Source organism: Pantanalinema sp. (assembly GCA_036704125.1).
Classification (GTDB): Bacteria; Cyanobacteriota; Sericytochromatia; order S15B-MN24; family UBA4093; genus JAGIBK01.
In genome coordinates this window covers 1-15108 of the sequence record DATNQI010000001.1, presented here as the reverse complement: position 1 = coordinate 15108, position 15108 = coordinate 1, and the positions used below count along the sequence as shown (strand labels likewise).

The 15108-nt window shown below is 69.7% G+C and carries 16 protein-coding genes; 10 read left to right on the top strand and 6 right to left on the bottom strand.

Annotated elements, in window-relative coordinates:
* The first annotated feature begins 56 nt into the window (after positions 1 to 56).
* Positions 57 to 845, top strand: coding sequence for an endonuclease/exonuclease/phosphatase family protein (locus V6D00_00080; GenBank protein HEY9897550.1), 789 nt, complete (start codon positions 57 to 59; stop codon positions 843 to 845).
* Between the two features lie 7 nt (positions 846 to 852).
* Complete coding sequence (locus tag V6D00_00075; GenBank protein ID HEY9897549.1) at positions 853 to 1200, top strand: hypothetical protein; 348 nt, start codon at positions 853 to 855, stop codon at positions 1198 to 1200.
* Here the strand turns inward: V6D00_00075 and V6D00_00070 are convergent.
* Positions 1193 to 2062 carry a methyltransferase gene (locus V6D00_00070; protein HEY9897548.1) on the bottom strand — a complete coding sequence of 290 codons (870 nt, stop codon included), beginning with the start codon at positions 2060 to 2062 and terminating at the stop codon, positions 1193 to 1195. The genes V6D00_00075 and V6D00_00070 overlap by 8 nt on opposite strands.
* Positions 2063 to 2073: 11 nt before the next feature.
* Positions 2074 to 2499, bottom strand: a complete 426-nt coding sequence (locus V6D00_00065) for an AtaL-like protein (protein HEY9897547.1) — start codon at positions 2497 to 2499, stop codon at positions 2074 to 2076.
* 259 nt (positions 2500 to 2758) lie between these two features.
* Between V6D00_00065 and V6D00_00060 the strand changes: the two genes are divergently transcribed.
* The 5 genes from V6D00_00060 to V6D00_00040 all read left to right on the top strand — a co-directional run bounded on the left by V6D00_00060 (position 2759) and on the right by V6D00_00040 (position 8421).
* Positions 2759 to 3664, top strand: coding sequence for an acyl-CoA desaturase (locus V6D00_00060; GenBank protein HEY9897546.1), 906 nt, complete (start codon positions 2759 to 2761; stop codon positions 3662 to 3664).
* Between the two features lie 80 nt (positions 3665 to 3744).
* Positions 3745 to 4689, top strand: coding sequence for a HAMP domain-containing sensor histidine kinase (locus tag V6D00_00055; GenBank protein HEY9897545.1), 945 nt, complete (start codon positions 3745 to 3747; stop codon positions 4687 to 4689).
* A complete protein-coding gene (locus V6D00_00050; protein HEY9897544.1) occupies positions 4682 to 5386 on the top strand; it encodes a response regulator transcription factor in 705 nt (234 codons plus the stop codon). The genes V6D00_00055 and V6D00_00050 overlap by 8 nt, the downstream gene beginning before the upstream one ends.
* A gap of 8 nt (positions 5387 to 5394) precedes the next feature.
* Positions 5395 to 6399: a 4-hydroxythreonine-4-phosphate dehydrogenase PdxA gene (gene pdxA / locus V6D00_00045; GenBank protein HEY9897543.1), complete on the top strand. Its 1005-nt coding sequence runs from the start codon at positions 5395 to 5397 to the stop codon at positions 6397 to 6399.
* Positions 6400 to 6582: 183 nt separating this feature from the next.
* On the top strand, positions 6583 to 8421 hold the full coding sequence (locus V6D00_00040) for a S8 family serine peptidase (protein ID HEY9897542.1): 1839 nt from the start codon (positions 6583 to 6585) through the stop codon (positions 8419 to 8421).
* 70 nt (positions 8422 to 8491) lie between these two features.
* Here V6D00_00040 and V6D00_00035 read toward each other — a convergent pair whose 3' ends face one another.
* The gene (locus tag V6D00_00035) at positions 8492 to 8914 is read right to left on the bottom strand and encodes a hypothetical protein (protein HEY9897541.1); all 423 of its coding nucleotides are present in this window, start codon (positions 8912 to 8914) and stop codon (positions 8492 to 8494) included.
* Positions 8915 to 8939: 25 nt separating this feature from the next.
* The gene (locus V6D00_00030) at positions 8940 to 9773 is read right to left on the bottom strand and encodes a hypothetical protein (protein HEY9897540.1); all 834 of its coding nucleotides are present in this window, start codon (positions 9771 to 9773) and stop codon (positions 8940 to 8942) included.
* A 100-nt stretch (positions 9774 to 9873) separates the two neighbouring features.
* On the opposite strand from V6D00_00030, the gene V6D00_00025 reads away from it, so the two are divergent.
* Entirely contained in the window at positions 9874 to 11259 is a 1386-nt protein-coding gene (locus V6D00_00025) for an LCP family protein (protein HEY9897539.1), read from the top strand.
* An 83-nt stretch (positions 11260 to 11342) separates the two neighbouring features.
* Here the strand turns inward: V6D00_00025 and speB are convergent, their stop codons facing one another.
* The gene (speB, locus tag V6D00_00020) at positions 11343 to 12248 is read right to left on the bottom strand and encodes an agmatinase (protein ID HEY9897538.1); all 906 of its coding nucleotides are present in this window, start codon (positions 12246 to 12248) and stop codon (positions 11343 to 11345) included.
* 55 nt (positions 12249 to 12303) lie between these two features.
* Positions 12304 to 12579, bottom strand: a complete 276-nt coding sequence (locus V6D00_00015; GenBank protein HEY9897537.1) for an HU family DNA-binding protein — start codon at positions 12577 to 12579, stop codon at positions 12304 to 12306.
* 198 nt (positions 12580 to 12777) lie between these two features.
* Between V6D00_00015 and V6D00_00010 the strand changes: the two genes are divergently transcribed.
* Both V6D00_00010 and V6D00_00005 read left to right on the top strand, forming a co-directional pair.
* Complete coding sequence (locus V6D00_00010) at positions 12778 to 13788, top strand: hypothetical protein (protein HEY9897536.1); 1011 nt, start codon at positions 12778 to 12780, stop codon at positions 13786 to 13788.
* Between the two features lie 21 nt (positions 13789 to 13809).
* Positions 13810 to 15108 (top strand): lysine 5,6-aminomutase subunit alpha (locus V6D00_00005; protein ID HEY9897535.1); only part of this gene is annotated, 1299 nt, incomplete at its 3' end.

Here is a 15108-nt window from a genome sequence, read left to right as displayed (position 1 = left end):
CCCTCTCGGCTTCCGGGCCGAAGCCGGGCCGCGAGCGCGTCGCTACCATGACGGCCATGGACATCCGGATCGCGACCATCAACCTGGCGGGGGTGAGCGACGGCTGGTTCGAGGGGAGGCGCGAGGCCATGGTCGAGCAGCTCGCGGAGCTCGGCCTCGACGCGCTGTGCCTGCAAGAGGTCGCCTCGCGCGGCTCGCCCTATCCCTACGACCAGGTGGCGGATCTCGCCGCGCGCCTCGGGCTCTCGTTCGCGTGCTTCGCCCCGTACGGCAACCCCGACGAGGTCCGCAGCCGCGAGCGCGGCGGCGTCGCGCTCATCGCGCGCTGGCCCTTTCGCTGGGTCGAGGTCCTCCAGCTCCCGCCGGGGTCGGTGAGCCCGGACGCGCGGGTCGCGGCCCTGGGCACCCTCGCTCACCCCGAGGGCCTCGTCCACCTGCTCGGCACCCACCTCTCGTGGCCCCTCGACGCGCACCAAACGCGCGAGGACCAGGTGCGGCATGCGCTCGATCGGGTGAGGGACCTGGGCTGGGATCGCCCCGGGGCGCGCTTCGTGCTCGCGGGCGATCTCAACGGCGTCGAGGGTGAGCCCGCCCTGCGGCTCGTGAGCGAGCGCCTGATCGATGCGTACCGCGCGGCGCACCCGACCCTCCAGGGCCTGACCTGGACGCGCGCCAACCCGCTCGTCTGGTACGACTCCCCGGATCGCCGGGTGGACTACCTCTTCGCGGATCGAGGCGCGACGGTGCTAGCAGCCGAGGTGGCCCTCGATCGCGCCGAGGCCCCGGCCTCGGACCACTACGCCGTCTTCGCGCACCTGCGCTGGGACGGTGCGGATCGGGTATGATGACGGGATGAACACCGTGAAGATGATGATCGAGATCCCTGGGGACCTCGAGGCCGTTCGCCGCCTGTTGCTCAAGCTCGCGCCGCGCATGGAGGCCAGGCAGCCCGGCATCACCGCCCAGCTCACCCACGCCGACCTGACTCAGCCCATGCGCATGGCGACCCCCAAGGGCGAGGTCATCCTCGTGACCCTGGAGCCGCGCGGCGAGACGTCCGCGATCAAGGTCTCGGTCCAGCCACCCATGCGTTCAACGGGGCGCCTGCGCGCGGGCTGGTGGCGCTGGCGCACCCGCTTCTTCATGAAGTGGACCCTCAAGGGGGTCCGCAAGGCGCTCGCGCGCGATCGCGCTACCTAGCCCCTGGCGGCAGGCCCATCGCCTCGCGCAGGGCGCGGAAGGCGTCGGTGCGCTTGCCCTCGGCGTCCCGCAACAGGAGCGCGGGCTCGTCTAGCCGCGGCCAGGGCGCCTCGCCGGCGCGGGCCATGGCGGCCACCACGATGAGGGGCGGGTCCCCTTCGCGCGAGACGACCTCGCGCAGCCGGAAGATCTCGAGGCCCGCCGCCTCGGCGGCAACCTCGAGGCGCGCGGTCTGGCGCCCGTCGAAGACCACCGCGAACACGCCCTGTGGGGCGAGGGCCGCTCTGGCCGCCTCGCAGTAGCCCTCGACCCCCCCGCGGAACTCGAAGCGGCACGGCCCCTTCTGGGGCGCGTCGCTCACCGTCCCGTCCGCTCGGTCCCAGTACGGGGGGCTCCCCGTCACCAGCTCGAAGGCCCCGACGGTCATGCTCAGCTCGCGCAGGTCGCCTTCGAGGTAGCGCGCGCGCGCGGCCACCCCGTTGTAGCGAGCCGAGCGGCGCGCCAGCGAGAGGCTTCGCGCCTGCGCCTCGATTCCCGTCAGGTGCAGGGCCGGGTACTTCCATGCGACGAAGAGGCCCACCGAGCCGATCCCCGTGCCCAGGTCCAGGGCGTTTGCGGGCGTCCGATCCAGCAAGCGCATGGTGTCCCAGGCATACCAGGCGCCCAGGAGGTCGTCGGTGGAGTAGCGGTGACCGCCCCTCAGCTGGAAAAGGCGCCAGTGTCCCGCGAACGCGTCCAGCGTCTCGTCGGGACCGGGGACCAGGTCGGGCTCGCCCTGATCCCCCGGCGGCACGGGGCCGGGGGGCGTCCAGTCGGCGCGCGCCCGGGCCTGGCGCTGGCGCTGGCGCTCGGTCAGAGCCACGGCGAGTGAGGCTACTTGGTCTTGGCCCCGACCGGCTTGGGGATGCTGGTCAGGTTCATGAGGTCGTCCAGCTCGAGGGGGGCGCGCTTGACCCACTGCTTCATCTTGAGCAGCCACAGGGTCATGCGCCGGGGCTTGAACTCCATGGTCAGCTTGGTGCGCCCCTTCTCCTTGGTGACCTCCTGGACGATGCTCTCGTAGGGGCCGCGGCTCATCTCGGTGATGGCCTTGCGCGAGGGGAAGAAGGTGATCTTCTCCTGGAACTTGCGGCCGCGCTTGGGCTTCACCTCGCGGACCAGGGAGTTCTTCTTGCGCTCGATCACGTTGATCGACTGGATCTGGCCGTTGTTGGATTTGGGGTGCTCGATCTGGTCCTTGATGGCGAACCAGACGCGATCGTGGGGGGCATCCAGCCAAAGCGTGTATTTAAATTCCATATCATTCCCGTCCTCCGCCCAGGCGGCTTGGTCTTCGATTCTCCTCGATTCTACCAAGTTTCGCGGCCCGTGGCGCGTCCCATGACGAGGTTGTGCCCGGACGAAGGGGCGCGATGGCGGTCAGCCCGGCACCGGGCCGGTAACTTTGACCGAAGTGTGAAGCGCCATGACGCTTCGATGACCGACTTCGCGACCGGGATGATCAAGAATCGAGAGGACGCGCAAAACCGCCGCGCGAATCAGAAGGGGGGAAGCATCGATGGGCCTGATCAACCGTAGCCTCGACTGGGGCGTCAAGGGCAACGCCGTGCGCGGCGAGGAGGAGCCGACCTGGACGCTTGCGACCGTGAACGTCCGCCGCATGCTGGCCTCGGCGCGGCTCAATCCCTGGGTGATCCTGTTCCTGGGCGCCTCGCAGCTCCTCGGCCTCGCGGCCCTCACCCAGCCCTTCAAGCTCAGCTACCTGCCCCTGATGATCGGCATGTACCTGTGGCTGGGCTTCAGCGTCACCTTCTACCTGCACCGCTACCTCACCCACCGGGGCTTCGAGACCGTCGGCCTCATCCGCTTTATCGGCGCGCTGGGCGCGGTCACGGGCCTCTCGGGGGATCCGGTCGGCTGGGTCGGCGACCACCGGCACCACCACCGCGCCTCCGACAAGCCCAACGACCTGCACAGCCCCAAGCGGCTCGGCTTCTGGATGGCGCACATGGGCTGGATCTTCCGGGACCTCGCTCCCTTCAGCGCCAAGACGCGCGAGCTCGCCAAGGACGTGCGCGTCTACTGGTACGCCCGCCTCTTCGAGCGCCCCGTGTTCATGATCCTGCCCCACCTCCTGACGGCCCTCGCCTTCTACCACTTCCTGGGCTTCGGCGGCATGCTCTGGTGCTTCTACTTCCCCGTTCTCGTGATGAACCACGCGACCTGGTGCATCAACTCGGTCTGCCACCTCCCCCGCTTCGGCTACAAGAACTTCGAGAGCGGGGACGACAGCGTCAACGTCCCTTTCCTCGGCATCCTCGCTTTGGGCGAGGGCTACCACAACAACCACCACGCCAACGCGCGCCGCGCGGCCCACGGCCTGCGCTGGCACGAGCTGGACCCCACCAAGGGCCTGATCTGGATCCTCGAGCGCTGCCGCCTGGTCTGGAACGTGGTCTGGTAGCGCGGCGCTGGAGCCGGTGCCGGTATCATCGCGGGGCGCGTCGGGTGACGCGCCCCGCGCTTGCATGAGACAATGCCCCCATGACTCGCCAGAAGCCCGCCTCGATCGCCCCCCCCATCATCTGGGGCAGCATCCTCATCGCCATCTGCCTGGCGCTCGTCACCCTCTGGAACGTGGTGATCGTCACGGACTACATGCACATCCGGGCCCTGAGCGACGCCCACGGCGCGAGCGGGTCCGGGCGGTGGATCATCCTCGCGGTCGGGTGCGTGCTCTTCGCCGGGGTGCTCGTCGGCCTCATCTTCTTCCTGATCAGCCTCATCAAGCAGATCCGGCTCAACCGCGCCCAGCAGAACTTCATCGACAGCGTCACCCACGAGCTCAAGACCCCCCTGACCTCCCTCAAGCTGCACCTCCAGACCCTGCAGCGCGGCAAGGCCTCGCCCGAGCAAGCTCAGGCATTCCATGCGGTCATGCTCGAGGACGTGGAGCGCCTCAGCCTCCTGCTCGATCACGTTCTCGCCGCCGCGCGCCTCGAGCGGCGCCAGGCGATCTCCCTCGAGGCGATCGCGCTCAAGCCGCTGCTCGACGAGGTGGCCGGCACCATCCGCGATCGCTACGGCCTCGCGCCGGCCGCGGTCCGCGTCGATGGCGCCGACGCCGAGGTGCGCGCGGAGCGCGCCGGCCTGCACATGGTCTTCCTGAACCTCCTGGACAACGCCGTGAAGTACTCGGGCCAAGCGGTCCAGGTCGAGGTGGCGATCAGGGGCCTCGAGGCGGGCGGTGCCGAGGTCGTCGTGCGGGACCGGGGCGTGGGCCTCGCCCCGAAGGACCTCAAGCGGGTCTTCCAGCGCTTCTACCGGGTGGGATCCGAGCTGACGCGGACCCGCCCCGGCACGGGCCTGGGGCTCTACATCGTGCGCGAGACCCTGCACCTGCTTGGCGGCCGGATCCGCGCCGAGAGCGAGGGCGAGGGGATGGGCACCACGTTCGTCGTTCAGCTACCGGGAGGCGCAGATGTCTGAGATCCTGATCGTCGAGGACGAGGCCCACATCGCCAACGGCCTCAAGTTCAACCTGGAGATCGAGGGCCATGCCGTCACCCTCGTCAAGGACGGGATGGAGGCCAAGCGCCTGCTCATCGACGAGCAAGGCGCCTTCGACCTGATCATCCTCGATCTCATGCTGCCCGGGATGAGCGGGCTCGACCTGTGCCGGGGGCTGCGCCGGTCGGGCAACATCACCCCGGTGCTGATGCTGACGGCGCGCAGCCAGCCCCTCGAGAAGATCGAGGGCCTGCGCATCGGGGCCGACGACTACGTGACCAAGCCCTTCAACCTCGAGGAGCTGCTGGCGCGCGTCGAGACCCTCCTGCGCCGGGCGAGCTGGCAGCAGGCGAGCGCGTCGGGCGCTCCGCAAACCGCCTTTCTCGAGTTCGGCACCGCCCGGGTGGACTTCGAGCGCTTCGAGGCGTCCCGGGACGGCAAGGTCCTCAAGCTCACGCCCATCGAGTTCCAGCTCCTGCGCATCTTCCGCGATCACCCGGGCAAGGTCCTCTCGCGCGAGCAGCTGCTCGAGGGGGCCTGGGGCTGGTCGGGGCCCGCCTCGACCCGGACCGTGGACAACTTCATCATGCGCCTGCGCCGCGCCTTCGAGGCGGATCCCGCTCAGCCGCGCCACTTCCTCTCGGTCCGCGGAGCGGGCTACAAGTTCGTCCCCTAGGAGGCCCCATGACCCCCCTTCCCATCGCCCTGACCCCCGGTGACCCCTCGGGCATCGGCCCCGAGATCGCCGCTCGCTTTCTGACGGACCTGCCGGCGGGGGAAAGGCCGGTGGTGTTCGGCGACCGGCGCCTCCTGGCCCGAGCGGCCGACTCGCTCGGCCTTTCGCTCGAGCTGACCCCGCTTGCGGGCCCCGAAGCGGCCGGTTCGCTCGCGCCCGGCGCCATCGGCCTCGTCGAGGTGGCCTGGCCGGCTCGCGAGCTGCCCACCCTCGGAGCGGTGAGGCGCGAGAGCGGCGCCTACGCCTACGCCGTGCTGGAGGCGGTGGCCCCTCACCTGGCCTCAGGGGCCCTGAGCGGAGTGGTCACCGGTCCCATCTCCAAGGAGGCGATCCAGCTGACGCGGCCGTCGTTCATCGGCCACACCGAGTTCTTCGCCCAGGTGGGGCGCTCGTCGAGCTTCGGGATGCTCCTGGTGGTCGAGCCGCTCAGGGCCATCCACGTGACGGCCCACGTGCCGTTCAGCGAGGTCACCGCCTGCCTCACCCGCGAGCGGATCGAGGAAACCATCGCGCTTGCCGCCCAGAGCCTGCGCCTCCTGGGCGATCCGGACGGCACCATCGCCGTCTGCGGCCTGAACCCCCATGCGGGCGAGGCCGGGCGCTTCGGCCGAGAGGAGCTCGAGACGATCCAGCCCGCCGTGCTTGCCGCCCAGGCGCGCGGCCACAAGGTGGTCGGCCCCCTGCCCCCCGACACCGTCTTCTACCGGGCGCTTCGCGGCGAGTTCCAGGTGATCGTGTGCATGTACCACGACCAGGGTCACATCCCGCTCAAGATGCACGGGTTCGATCGGGGGGTGAACGTCACGGTGGGCCTGCCCTTCGTGCGGACGTCGGTGGACCACGGCACGGCCTTCGAGCTCGCAGGTACCGGCGAGGCGAGCCATGCCAGCCTGAAGGCGGCATGGGAGCTCGCCCTGCGCTTGGTCGATCAGCGCGCGAAGGACCTCCGATAGGCTGTTTTTAGCCCGCGTTTAACAAATCGCATACTTCCTCGAAATCCGCCCGGCACCTTTGCTCACTAGAATCGAGGAGGCTCAAAACCCCAGTTCGAGCGGTGTTCCGCCCTCGGGCCACGGGTAAGCCGCGGTAGGGGGACGCTTTTGCTCCCCGATACCGAACAAAAGGAGCCTCTATCGATGCGATTTGATCCCCGCGCCTTTCGCCGCTTGTCGGCGACCCTCGCGCTCTGTGGCCTCGCCGGCTGCGCCGCCTTGCCGCCCGGCACCCAGGTCGCGGGTGCCGTGCCGCCCGATGTGACCTGGCTCAATCCCCCGGCCGAGGCGGGGGCCGAGTATGCCGCCGACCGGGTGATCGTTAAGCTGAAGCAGGGCCAGCGCGTTCGCTCGGTCCAGGGCATGCGGATGGTGCAGGCCATCGAGGGCCTCGGCAACGCCGGGCTCTACGCGGTGCCCGCGGGCTCGAGCGTCGGCGAGACGGTCGCCAAGCTGCGGCGAGACCCCGGCGTCGTGTACGCCGAACCCAACTACATCTACCATGCAACCGATTTCAAGGCCGCCTCCACCGTCAACGATCCCATGCTCGGCCAGCTGTGGGGGCTCACCAAGGTCCAGGCCCAGCAGGCCTGGGACGTGACCGCGGGCGATCCCAACGTGGTGGTCGCGGTGGTCGACACCGGCGTCGACTACAACCACCCCGACCTCAAGGGTCAGGTCATCAAGGGGCCCGACTTCGGCAACAGCGACAGCGATCCCATGGACGATCAGGGCCACGGCTCGCACGTGGCCGGCACCATCGCGGCGGTCGCCGACAACGGCGTCGGCGTGGCGGGCCTCGCCTACAAGACCAAGGTCCTCGCCATCAAGGTGCTGGGCTCGGACGGCTCGGGTGACACCAACGCCATCGTGAAGGGCATCCTGAAGGCCAACGAGCTGGGGGCCCGCGTCATCAACCTGTCGCTCGGCGGCCCCCAGCAGTCGAGCGCCATGAAGGACGCCGTGGACCAGGTGACCGCCAAGGGAACGCTGTGCGTGGTCGCCGCCGGCAACGACGGCACCTCGACCCCCGACTACCCGGCCGCGTATCCGAACGCCCTGGCGGTCGGCGCGAGCGATCAGTCCGACAAGCGGGCCTCCTTCTCCAACTACGGCAGCTACGTGGACATCGCCGCCCCCGGCGTGGACATCCTCTCGAGCACCGAGCAGACCTACAAGAAGCACTCGGGCACGAGCATGGCCTCCCCGCACGTCGCCGCGGCCGCAGCCCTGTTACTCGCCAAGAATCCTGCCATGTCGGTTCAGGAGCTGCGCGACGCCCTGACCTCCACGGGGGATCCGGCGACCGGCTTCGGCAACAGCGCGGTCAAGCGCCTCAATGCCTTCAAGGCCCTGGCGGCGGTCGGCGGCACGGCCCCCACGCCGGCTCCCGAGCCCGGGACCGGGGCGGGCGGCGGTGACACCCAGTCGCCGAGCGTCCCCACGGGGATCAAGGCCCTGGCCGCCTCGACCACCCAGGTGCAGCTCGAGTGGAACGCCGCGAGCGACAACGTGGGGGTGGCGCTCTACCGCCTCTACCGAAACGGCCAGCTGATCGCGACGACCGCCTCGACCGGCTACGCCGACTCGGGCCTCTCGCCCGGCACCGGCTACGCCTACACCGTGGAGGCCTACGACGCGGCAGGCAACGCGTCGGGCATGTCCAACGTCGCCAACGTCCAGACCCCGAGCTCGACGACCGAGCTCACCATCTCGAACGTGGCGCTCAAGGGCCTGACCCGCAACAGCGCGACCATCGGCTGGACCACCAGCGTGGAGGCCGACTCCCGCATCGACTACACCAGCAGCAGCACCTACTTCATGGGCTACTGGCAGAACGTGCGGAGTACCGCGATGGCGACCAGCCACGCCCTGACCCTGCCGGGGCTCGCCCCGGGCGCCACCTACTACCTCAAGGTGACGTCGGTCGACTCCTCCGGCAAGCGCGTCACGGCCGGCCTCTACGGCCTGCGGATGCCCTAGCGCAAGAACCCCTCGAATCGAACGGAAAAGGGCAGCCCCGCGTGGGGCTGCCCTTTCTGCTGGCGCCTGTTCAGTAGACGATGAGGATCCGCATGCGCTCGAGGATCCTGTCCCTGGCGTTGGCGGCCTTGAGCTTGGCCGCGTCCGCGCCCGAGATCACGAGGCGATCGCCCACCTCGATCCGCATCGGCTTGATCACGAGCGGGTTCTTGCCGGTGCGCGCGTTGGGCTGGGCGGGGTCGTAGGCCCGCGCCCAGCGCGCGAGCCCGTCGTTCAACACCTTGTCGGGATCGAAGGGGATGCCTTCGAGCAGGTCGTGGGCGCTGTCGTCGAAGAAGCGAGGGGACATGCGCGGTTCGTAGTTGAGGCCGCGGGCGTCGAGCACCACGCCCGTCACCTCGGCCTCGGCCGCGGGCTTGGCGGGATCGGCGCCGGCGGCAGGGGCCAGCAGGCAGGTGCATGCGACGGCGAGGGTCAGGATTCGGGCACGCATGGGCGGTCCTCCGGAAAGGGTGGGCTCAGGGACGATCGCCGAGCTCTCGGCGAAGGGCAAGGACTTGCTGGCGCAGGGTGGGCTTGAGAGGCAACTTTTCGAGGCGATCGAGCGCGGCTCGGGCCGCGGCGCGATCGCCTCGCGCGAGCTTCTCGCGAGCGGTGGCGAGGCCCTGCGCGCCCGCGGCGTCGCCCCATGCGGAAAGCAGGGTCCGGGCCTTCGGCAGCCACGCGGGGTCCGAGATCGACTGCAACTGGGTGACCGCCTGCCAGTGGTCGCCGCCATCGGCCAGGCGATAGCTCTCCATGATGATCGCCTCCGCGTCGGGGGCGGGCGTCTGTGCGACGGGGGGAGGCGTCGGCGCGGCGGCCTGAACTTGGGCGGCCGGCGCAGGGGAAGGGACGGGATCGCTCGGCGCGACCGCAGGAAGGGTGGTGGCCACGGGCGCGGCAGGCTGCTTGGCGAGGATGGAGTGGTAGGCGTCGTAGGCGCTGATTCCCCCCACGACGAGCCAGCTGGCGACGAGGCTTTCCACGAAGACGACGGCACTCTGCTCCCCCGACCAGAAAATGCCGGGGGCCAGCGCGTTGTAAAACGCGACCTGCAGGCCGGTGACGAGCGCCGTGGAGCCGACGGTCGCCCCGAGATAGGTGGCCCCGCGCAGGTGATCGCCCTGGTAGAACTGGCCGGCGCCGGGCAGGGCCAGCGACCAGAAGGCGCCCTCGGGGGCAAGGGGCTCGACCTTGAGCGGAAGGGAAGTGGTGAGCGCACCGTGGCCGGGCGTCGGGTCGGCGGCGAGGGCCGGGCCCGAGGCGAGCAGGATGGAGCCGGTAAGAGCGATCGCGGCGAGGTTTCGCATGGATCTATGCTAGCCCCGTTCAGGCGCGCGTGCAAGCGTCGCTCGGATCCCTTGCCCGAGCGCCTTGAAGTGCTGGACGGGGGTTTGCTAGACTGGGGGCATGAGTGCACGTCCTCCCGCCGCGCCGAACCCCGGCCGACGCCCGGTCGCTCCTCGCCGCAGGCCCTGGGGCTGGATCGCCCTCTTGGCCGTGTCGATGGGGATCGCCTTCGGCGCCGGGGCCATCACGGGCCTGCAGGTGCGTCAGGCGAGCCTCGTTCCCGGCGGCGCGTCGCCGGTCGAGGCCCTCTCGCAGCTGCCTGCCGCGGTGCGAGGCGACTCCTTCGCGCGCACCAACGTCCTGCTCATCGGCAGCGATGCGGGCTTCACCGGGCGCCGGCGCGACGATGCGGCCCCGGTGCGATCCGACACCCTGATCGTCGCCTCGCTCGACCCCGTTCACCGTTGCATCCAGCTTTTGAGCGTTCCGCGCGACACCCGGGTCTCGATCCCGGGGCGCCAGGGCTTCGACAAGATCAACGCGGCCTTCGCCTACGGCGGGCCCGAGCTTGCCGTGGACACGGTTTCGCGCTTCCTGGACGTTCCGATCGATCACTACGTGCGCCTCAGGCTGGAGGCGCTGAGCGAGATGGTGGACCTCCTGGGCGGGATCGAGCTCGACGTCGAGAAGAACATGCGCTACCGGGATCGCGCGGCCGGCCTCACGATCGCCCTCAAGAAGGGCCGCCAGGTCCTCGACGGGGCCGCGGCCGAGCAGTACGTCCGCTTTCGCCACGACGTGAACGGCGACATCGGCCGGGTCCAGCGCCAGCAGGTCTTCGTTCAGGCGCTGCTCGACAAGCTGCTGCAGCCCGCGAGCCTCGCCAAGCTTCCCCAGCTGGTCGAGGTGGCCTACCAGAGCGTCGAGACCGACTTGCCATTCGACCAGATCCTGCGCTACGCCATGTGGGCCAGGGGGCTCCAGTCGACGGACCTGCACATGGCCATGGTGCCGGGCGCCTTCTCGGGCGATCGCTTCGAGGCGAGCTTCTGGCTGCCCGACGAGCGCGCCGCGCGCGCGCTCGCCAGGCGTACCCTCACCGACGAGGCGCCGGGGCCTGCCGCGCAGGGTGCGCTCATCGCCCCCGAGGTCAAGGCCGACACCCGGATCTCGGTCCTGAACGGCACGCGTCGCACGGGTCTGGCCAACGAGGCGGCCCACCTGCTCAGGCAGGACGGCTGGACGGTCTGGGTGGTGGGAACCTCCCGGCGAAAGGGCCTCTCCGAGACCGAGATCGCCCCGCAGCGCGGTGAGGAGGCGCTCATCGGCCCCATCGCCCAGACCCTGGGCATCTCGGGCAAGCAGGTCAGCGGCAGCCTGGGAGACGTCACCACCGACTTCACCGTGATCGTGGGCGAGGACTTCGCCGAGGCCCTGCGCGACGTGCGAAGCCGGGCCACGACGGGCCCGGCTTCGCGTGGGGCGTTGCCGCCCGCGCGGAACTAAGAGCATCCAACAAAACCAGGCATGTTACGGCCTTTGGCCGCCGTGGGCGGCTTGAAGGAACAGCTTTGTTAGACGCTCTGCCGCTAGCTCTTCGCGAACTTGTAGCCGATCGCCTTGTAGATCAGCTTGGCGACCAGGAAGTCGGGGCCGTGCAGGGTCTCGATGGGCGCGAGCTCGTTGACGTCCATGCCGACGACGGTCCTGGTGGCGAACAGCTCCTGGAGGGCGAAGCAGGTCTGCTGCCAGCTCAGGCCGCCGGGCTCGGGGGTGCCGGTGCTCGGCATGATCGAGGGGTCCAGGCCGTCCACGTCGATGGTGAGGTAGACGTGCCGGGGCAGCTTCGCGATGGCGGCACGGACCTCGCTCTTCCAGTCCCCCTCGGAGACCATCCGGCTGCCGCCCCAGACCATGGTGATGTTGGTCTGATCCTTGTACCAGTCCCACTCCTCGGCCGAGATGTTGCGGATGCCCACGCCCACCGAGTGGACGATCGGATGGTCGTGCGCGCGGCGGATGGCGCACGCGTGCGAGTTGGGGTTGTCGTCGTACTGGTCGCGCAGATCGGCGTGCGCGTCGATCTGGAACACCCCGAGCTCGGGATACTTGCCCAGGTAGTGGGGGATGACGGGCGGCATCACCGAGTGGTCGCCGCCGATGAGGACCGGGAACTTGCCGTCGGCGAGCAGCCCGGGCAGGATCCGGTCGATGGTCGCCTTGACCGCCTCGAAGGAGGCGAGCGGGGTGTCGAGCGTCTCGGGCTCGAGGGTGGCGATCCCGACCTCGCAGGGGCTCCAGCCCGCCTCGTGGTCGAAGAGCTCCACCTGCTGCGAGGCCTCGAGCACGGCGCTCGGCCCCCTCGAGGTGCCCGAGCCGTAGGAGACGGCCCCCTCGAAGGGGGTTCCGAAGATCGCCGCGCGAGCGCTGGCGTAGTCGCACTGCTCGCGCGGGAGGCCGTAGAAGCTGGTTTCCAGGTCGGTGGTGGCTTGCATGGAGGTTCCTTCAAGAGGCGGATCGGGGACAACTTACCAGTTTACCACCTCCGCCTCAGCCTTCAATTCTGTCCTTGAGCGCCTTGCCAGGCAGGAAGGCAGGCGAGCGCCGGGCCGGGATCTTGATCGTCTCGCCCGTGCGGGGGTTGCGCCCCTCGCGCGCCGCGCGCTCCTTCACCGCGAAGGTGCCGAACCCGATGATGGTGACCTTCTCGCCTTTGATCAGCGCCTCGCCGATCGCCTCCAGGGCCGCGTTGACCACCGCCTCCGCGGTCTTGCGCGACGAGTTGGCCTTGTCCGAGACCACCTGCACCAGATCGTCCTTGTTCAACTGACACCGCCTTTCCTCAGGCATGCGCGACCATCGGGGTCGGATATAGCACACCCCCGCGCGGCGAGTCACCTTGAAAGCGTCCGATGCCTCGTGCCCTGCGCGTCGCTGGCCGCCATAGGCTAGATCCGCCCGACTGTGATACGATCGAGGCTTGCGCCCCGCCCTGATTCGCTTCCGACAAGGCCGCTCTTCGCCATGACCCTCTTCGACCTCTGTCGCCCGCACGCGACCCTCGCCATCGTCGGCACCGCCAAGAACGCCGGCAAGACCACGTGCCTCAACCACCTCGTCGCGCGCTACGAGGCGCTCGGGGTGCGCATGGGCCTGACCTCGGTCGGCCGCGACGGCGAGGACATCGACGCCGTCACCGACCGTCCCAAGCCGCGCATCTCGCCGCCGCCGGGCACCCTGGTCGCGACCGCGCAGCTTTCGGCCAGGCGATCGGACGCGCGCCTGCGCGAGATCGCAAGCACCCCTTTCCGCACGGCCATCGGCCCGGTGGGCCTCTACGAGGTCCTCGGTTCGGGGCAGGTCGAGGTGGCCGGACCCGTCACGGTCCAGGACACGGTGGCCCTCATCAAGCTCCTGCGCGCGCACGGGGCCAAGCAGGTCTTCGTTGACGGCGCCATCGACCGCCGGGCCTCGGCCTCGAGCGAGGTCGCCGAGGGGGTGGTCCTCTCCACGGGCCTCTCGCTCAGCGAGGACCCCGAGGAGGTTGCGCGCCACACCGTGCTCCAGACCCGCTGGCTGAGCCTTCCCGCCTCGCCCTACGCGGACCTGCCCGCCCGGACCGGCGCCCTGAAGCGCTCGGGGGAGTTTGTCGCCTGGCCGGCCAGGACCGTCATCGAGCAGGGGGAGACCCTGCTGCGGTGGCTCGACGCGGACGCGCGGTGCCTGTCGCTGACGGGTGCGCTGACCGAGGGGGTCGCACGGAAGCTCGTCGAGGGCCGGCGCGAGGGGCTCGACGTGGTGGTGCCCGACGGCACCCACCTTTTGCTCTCGAGCGACACCTTCGACAGGCTCGAGGCGCGCGGGACCCGCTTCTTCGCTTCTCGCCCGGTGAGGCTCGTGGCCGTCACGGTCAATCCCACCAGCCCCTTCGGGGCCAGCGTCTCGCCCGAGACGTTCCTCTCCATGATGCGCGAGCGCCTCGCGCCCGTTCCCGTCTTCGACGTGGTCTTCGACCGCGCCGCCGCCATTCTCTAGCAAAAAAGGGGGTCATTTCCGGTGCATATCGCCATCGACACGCAGAAAGTCGCCTATGCGCGCGAGCTCGCCCAGCGCATCGCCAAGCCGATGCTGGACTACTTCGGCACGCACTCCACGCTGAGCACGGAGCGCGCGGTGCTGCGCCTGTTCGGCGTGGACGGGGTCGATGAGGACGAGGTGCCCTGGCCCAACCGCGCGGTCGAGGCGCTCAACGCGCAGGGGCTGCTTGCGCGCGGCGCGAGCTACTGGCTCGGCTTCGCCTGCCTCCAGACCGGCCTCTCGCCGCAGGAGGCCGCCGTCGCGATCGCCAAGGGCGAGGTCGACTTCACCGCGCCGCTCGACCCGCGCGAGGTCGAGGCCTGGACCGACGCCAAGGCCAAGGACCTGCTCGATGCCCTCTTGGCCGAGCGTCGCGAGCGCCGCGTCAACCGGCGCGAGCGCCACGGCATGGGAGCCAAGCCCTGGAAGTACCTGATCGTCGCCACGGGCAACATCTTCGAGGACGTGCCCCAGGCGGTGGCGGCCGCCCGCGCCGGCGCCGACATCATCGCGGTCATCCGCTCCACCGGTCAGTCCCTGATCGACTTCGTGCCCCACGGCACCACCACCGAGGGCACCGGTGGCACCTACGCCACCGGCGCCAACTTCAAGCTGATGCGCGAGGCCCTCGACGCGGTCGGCGAGGAGCTCGGGCGCTACATCATGCTGACCAACTACGCCTCGGGCCTGTGCATGCCCGAGATCTCGGTGCTCGCGGCCCAGAACGGCCTCGACATGCTGCTCAACGACGCCATGTACGGCATCCTGTTCCGCGACATCAACATGAAGCGGACGCTGTGCGACCAGCACTTCTCCCGGCGCATCTGCGCCCTGGCCGACGTGGTCATCAACACCGGCGAGGACAACTACATCACCACCGCCGACGCCGACGAGGCGGCCCACACGGTGGTGGCCTCCCAGTTCGTGAACCAGTCCTTCGCCCGCCGAGCCGGCCTGCCCGACCGGCTGCTGGGGCTGGGACACAGCTTCGAGATCGACCCGGCCCGCGAGGACACCGTCGCCCGCGAGATCGCGCAGGCGCTCCTGGTCCGCACCCTGTTCCCGGAGTCGCCCACCAAGTACATGCCGCCCACCAAGCACAAGCAGGGCGACATCTTCTTCAGCCACGCCTACGACGTGATGGCGGACGTGGTGGCGCAGGTCACCGGGCAGGAGATCCAGCTCCTCGGCATGATGACCGAGGCGATGCACAACCCGTTCCTCATGGACCGCTACGTCGCGCTGAAGAGCGCCGAGTACGTCTACCGGGCCTGGCAG